This window comes from Clostridioides mangenotii TR (genome assembly GCF_000498755.1).
Taxonomy (GTDB): Bacteria; Bacillota; Clostridia; order Peptostreptococcales; family Peptostreptococcaceae; genus Metaclostridioides; species Metaclostridioides mangenotii_A.
Genome location: NZ_AXUS01000047.1, coordinates 1 through 5604 on the forward strand (window position 1 = coordinate 1; position 5604 = coordinate 5604).

Here is a 5604-nt window from a genome sequence, read left to right on the forward strand (position 1 = left end):
TCTCGCTTTTTAAATAATCATCTCTTTCTTTTAATTGATCATTATATATAACGTGGGAATCTACCCCAGCTATGATTGGTATATCATACTCTTTGCTAAGATTGATAATATGTTTATTTATTTCTTTTTGCTTTTCTGTATGGTGTGCTTGTACCTCAAGATAGAAGTGTTTGAATTTGTTATGTAGCTTTAGAATAATATCATCTATATCATCATATTTCCAGAATGCTAAGCAGGCTGTGGTTATAAACACATCCTCACTTGGTAAAGACATAATAAGATCTAAGTCTATCCTAGGTCTATAATAATAACCATCTTTGTTGCATTGACTCATTATTCTATTTATATTTTTTCTTCCGTTTTCATTTCTGGCCAATATAACAATGTGAGAATTTGTTCTATCTTTATCAAATCTATTTTTGACCCAATAGAACTCCCCTCCAAAGATCCATTTAAGAGGGGATTCACCTTTATCTATTAACTTCTTATTGAACTTTTCTATTTTTAAATATGAATCAAAGTATCTACCAACCCATCCATGTTCTACTGTACTAATTGTTTTATGACCTAACTCATATGTTCTTTTTAGATAGTCTTCAATAAACATTGGGCTATCTGGAGTATATATGTTACTCTCATGGCTGTGTCTATGATAATTTTCATATGTCTTAATCTTTATCCCCCTCCTAAAATGGCATCACTAGGTAAAGGTAGAAATTCACTACTACCTTTTTTATAAACTATTTAAATAACTTGAAAACTCATCCGATATATACAATAAGTAGTCCTTTTTAGCCAGACTTTCAATCCATGATATAGGGATATTATCATATCCATAATATATCCCTGAAAGACCACCCGTTAAAGCTCCTATAGTATCTGTGTCTCCTCCTAAGTTAATAGCTGCTAATACACTATCTTTATATCCCTTATTGTTTAAAAATGAATAAATTACAGATTCTAAAGTATGTACCACATATCCAGTGGATCGGATATCCTCTAAACTTAAACATTTTATATTCCCAGTTAGGATTCTTTCATATTCTTTAATCGTACCTTGCGAAAATAGACTTTCATAATGACTTGTTCTCAACATATCATATGCAGTATCTGGCTCTATACCCATCATCAAAAATATCGCATATCTAACATAAATGACACACCCTAATACACTTATCTCATGAGCGTGTGTGATGGATGACACGTTGTTAATCGTAGGCATTATGTTTTTATCATATTTATGCAGATAGTATGCCAAAGGTAAAATTCTCATTAAAGACCCATTTCCATTTTCATAAAAATTTGTAGCTCCGCATTCAATTGCTGGTTTTAAACTATTCGAATATCTCATTAAAGAATCCCATGTTGTTGTACCAATATCAAATACCTGTCCTGTAGCTGTATACTTATTTCTTTCCGCCCAATCACAAAACCTAAGAGCCATATCATTATAGCTTATTCCTTTAGATTTTATTATTGAATCCATTGTTGCAATCATCATTGAAGTATCATCTGACCAAGAACCTTTGGGAACGTGATGTGTCCCAAATCCTATCATCTCTGTAATTGGATTATCCTTGAGGTGTACTCTACTTTTAAACTCTCCAGGAACACCTAAAGCATCTCCAACAGCAAAACCTATAATTCCATCTCGTACCATATAACCTCCTTTTGATATAAAATCATGCTTTTATTTCAACTTTTTAGCTATTTCATATATAACATTCACAGTGACTCCATTACCTGCCTGTTTATATAACTGGCTATCTGAATTTACTTCTCTTGCTTTATCAAATGCCCAATCAGGTATACCTTGTAATCTAAAACATTCTCTTGGCGTTAGTTTTCTTAATCTGATATCATTTATTTCATTAATAAGCACTCCATGTCTATCTTGACTAGTTAGTGGAAACATTGGTTCTCCATCTTCCTTAAATCTACGACCATTCTGTCTTTTATTTAATCTATCCGGAGTAAGGCATGGAACTACTATTTTTGCTATCTTACTACTACCCGTTATCAAGGATGGGCTTATGCCTTCGGTAGAGTACACTCTCCCATCTTGCGGATTTCCACCAAACCTTGTAGTGTTTAATACATTGCCTACCTGATTTATTCCTATTTGTTTTGGTTGTTTATAATCAGTGGCAGTCAAGGATCCCATAATTCCATCACCATATACTAAATCTCTTTGACCTATCTTAGTAGAGTCTTTCTTTGTTGTTCCTATGATATTGATTTTTCCTGATTCTTTATTAGTTGTTCTACTTTCTCTTGTGATAGGAAATACTTTTCGTCCACTTCGTCCTCTAAGATGTCCGATAATAAATACTCTCTCTCTGTTCTGAGGCACGACCTCTTTTGAATTGAGAAGATCCCATTCAACATCGTAGCCGATTTCATCCAATTCAGAGAGTATTGTGAGGAAGTCAAATCCTTTATTAATACTGAATAGATTTTTAACGTTTTCAAGGAATAGATACTTGGGTCTATCTTCTTCTTTCTTTTCTCTAATAAGTCTAGTAATTGAGAAAAACAAGCTTGATCTATCTCCGTCCAATCCTCTTTGCTTTCCAGCCACACTAATATCTTGACATGGGAACCCTGCGCACCAACAATCTGCGTTTGGTAATTCATCTCCTGTAACTTTTGTAATATCTTCTCCATACCATTCATCCTCCCCTGGTTCATGTATAACGTTATAACTTCTATTTGCAAATTTATCTATTTCACAATGCCCTAAGCATTTATGCCCAGCAGTTTCCATACCTAATCGAAAACCACCTACCCCACTAAAAAAATCTAAAAATGTTAATATATTAATCTCCCCTTTATTTTCTTCCTGTACTAAATCTAATTGCTTTTTTGACTTCATAACTCCTAATATCACATTCTTTATGTTTTTCTCTTTTAATTTTTGACTTTCTCTGACCTTCAAGAATCGCTTTAGTAAATTCATCTATTGAAATCATATTTATCCCCCTAATTTTCATCTAACAAATAAGTTTTAGCATCTACAATATTGACAGTAGGATATCCATATTTATTTGTTCTAAATTCCACAATCATATTTGCCTTTACATATCCATCTCTATCATCAAAAGCACCATGTACAAAGTCTTCAATCCATTTTTTAGAAGTAAATGCTCTGTAATAGCTAACCCCATCAACTTTAAAACTATATGATGCATTGCTTCTCTTTGTAATAGATTTTGTGTAAATTATTAATCCTATAATTAAATACCGAGGGCATTCAATCTGGCCTGTCCATAAATCCTCATAATTAGCTATAGCTTGAACATCCTCTAAAGGAATCGAATCTTCATATCCTTCTTCTACTATGTAATGTTTTTCAAATTTTAAGGTCTGAAATTTTGTATTAGCCTTTATTATAAATTTATCCATATTCTCTTTGTTAATTCTGAACCCAGCTGCATTATCATGACCTCTCACCCATTCAAATAAATCAGTCTCTTCACAATACCCTTTTAGGCTTGGCAATACACTAGTTTCGTATCCTCTGAAACTTCCCTCTAGCATACTATCTTTTTCTCTGGCTAACATTACAGGCCTTTTATATTCACCCACCAATTTATTTGCAACAAGCCCTGTTATATTAACATCTACTAAATCACTTACATCTATAAAAATAATACTATTATAAAATAATTCATTTTCTTCAATTATCTTATTTAGATTCTTTAATCCTTCTTTTATTTCTTTATCTTGTTGCCTTTTATATCTATTTAAAATAGTATAAACACTACTATGAAAATCTTCATCGTTGCAAGTAAAAGCTCTAAATAGTTCTAACCTATCCTCATACGATCCTATCCTAATAGTTGCATTTATTAATGGTGCTATCTGATATCCGATATCCTGTATACTTAATCTCTTATCGTTATTCTTCTTAAGTTTATTTACAAAGAACAATAAAAACGGATTTGTTATATTAGATATTTTAGATCCATAATTATAATAGAATCTATTTTCCTCTTCCTTCATATCGCACACATCTGTAATTATAGACATAGCAACCATATCTATAAACTCAATATCAATATCAATGTCATTTATTTCTGCGTAATAGTGTATAAACCTATATGTAACTGTACATCCTGAAGAATGTTTATTGCTAATAGTCTCGTCCTGGTTGTTTATAATAATAGTATTAGATCCAATTATATTATTTCTTTCAAAATGGTGATGATCCAAGATCAATACATCAATATTCTTATCATTTAATACCTTATGCTCTTGATAATCTTCGCTACCAGCGTCTGGTACAATTAGTAATGAAACTCCTGAATCAAGAACTTTATCCATTATATCTTTCTTTAATCCATGCTCTTTAGAATTTTCATGAATAAATACTTCTATATTCTCATGGCTTACAAATGTATGTAAAAAGATATACATAATAGCTGCAGATGAATATCCATCAACATCTACATCAACTACTATTCCTATCTTATTGTTTGCTTTAATGTGTTTTTCAAATAAACTTATTCCTTCATTTATAGTATGAAAATTATGAATCTCTTCTATAGAATCAATTGAAGGATTTAATAATTTGTAGACTTGTTCAGATGTAAGATTCCTATTTCCCAACATCGTCTCTACTACATCGGAACAATAGTTGTCTGTAAATTTATATTTAATTATTTAAACCAACCTCTTTCACTCCCTTATTCATCATATCTAGCATTTTATTTAATTCTTCTAATTTTTCATCTGTTATTGTAAACTCTAAACCTTTTTCATATTCATAACAATCTTTGCACATCTTATGATTTTTTATATCAGCCCTAATTCCTTGCTTTCTACATTTAGGGCATTTATTTGTTTCTAGATATAATTTTCTATTTTTCTTCTTTACTCTTCTCTGCTTATTGTTCATTCATATTCCCCCTTAGTTAAAAATTTATATCCTTGTCCTTATTTGAATAAAAGGATTATTTCATTTTTTAAGTCTTTTTTCTTTCCAACAATTATACTTAGAAAGAATAAATATTAAGCAACCACATAATAAATAAAACACCAGTGTAATTCCAAGTATTATTAAAGGTATTATATACCCTGACCACAATTTAATTTGAGCTAATAATTCAATATTTTCCATACTCTCTCCTTATAATGAAATTATATTGACATTACGTCCAATATAATCAATCTCTACAGGGAAGTCGAATATATACATATTGCTTAAATCTTTGGATATTCTAGTTTGACACTCTACCCCATTTAAAAATGTAATGTTATCAAATAACCGATCAGGACTATACACAATCCTATTCTTACAGTCATAAACTTTTACTCTAAACAATATAGCATCACAAAATCCGTCTAATTTTTCATTGTCATCTGAAGAATATGTATCTCTTACAGGAATTGTATGTATAATACATCTTCCTTTTTTTATCTTTGTTATTTCTTCTGTCGTTTCTTTATAACCACATTTTTTGTCGATGTTCAAATACTCTTCGCTTGGTTTGTATAAATCTATTTCAATTTTTTGTTTTACCATTTACTCCTCAACCTTCTCATAAATTTGTATTATGGCATTTTGCTTATTAATTATACCTAGTGCTAAATCCAATAAAT

At 30.7% G+C, this 5604-nt stretch carries 7 protein-coding genes; all 7 read right to left on the reverse strand.

From position 1 onward, the window contains the following. The coding region (locus tag T473_RS0114920; RefSeq protein ID WP_029791861.1) for a PHP domain-containing protein at positions 1–607 on the reverse strand (607 nt) is incomplete at its 3' end. 126 nt (positions 608–733) lie between these two features. Beyond that, the gene (locus tag T473_RS0114925; protein WP_024622522.1) at positions 734–1660 is read right to left on the reverse strand and encodes an ADP-ribosylglycohydrolase family protein; all 927 of its coding nucleotides are present in this window, start codon (positions 1658–1660) and stop codon (positions 734–736) included. Between the two features lie 30 nt (positions 1661–1690). Next, on the reverse strand, positions 1691–2875 hold the full coding sequence (locus tag T473_RS0114930) for a DNA cytosine methyltransferase (protein ID WP_077065807.1): 1185 nt from the start codon (positions 2873–2875) through the stop codon (positions 1691–1693). After that, a complete protein-coding gene (locus T473_RS18665) occupies positions 2832–2972 on the reverse strand; it encodes a hypothetical protein (RefSeq protein WP_161627583.1) in 141 nt (46 codons plus the stop codon). The genes T473_RS0114930 and T473_RS18665 overlap by 44 nt, the downstream gene beginning before the upstream one ends. Positions 2973–2982: 10 nt before the next feature. After that, a complete protein-coding gene (locus T473_RS0114940) occupies positions 2983–4614 on the reverse strand; it encodes a DHH family phosphoesterase (RefSeq protein WP_077173640.1) in 1632 nt (543 codons plus the stop codon). A gap of 43 nt (positions 4615–4657) precedes the next feature. Then, a complete protein-coding gene (locus T473_RS0114945) occupies positions 4658–4900 on the reverse strand; it encodes a hypothetical protein (protein WP_024622580.1) in 243 nt (80 codons plus the stop codon). 231 nt (positions 4901–5131) lie between these two features. Then, the gene (locus tag T473_RS0114955) at positions 5132–5527 is read right to left on the reverse strand and encodes a hypothetical protein (RefSeq protein ID WP_024622581.1); all 396 of its coding nucleotides are present in this window, start codon (positions 5525–5527) and stop codon (positions 5132–5134) included. Positions 5528–5604 lie beyond the last annotated feature (77 nt).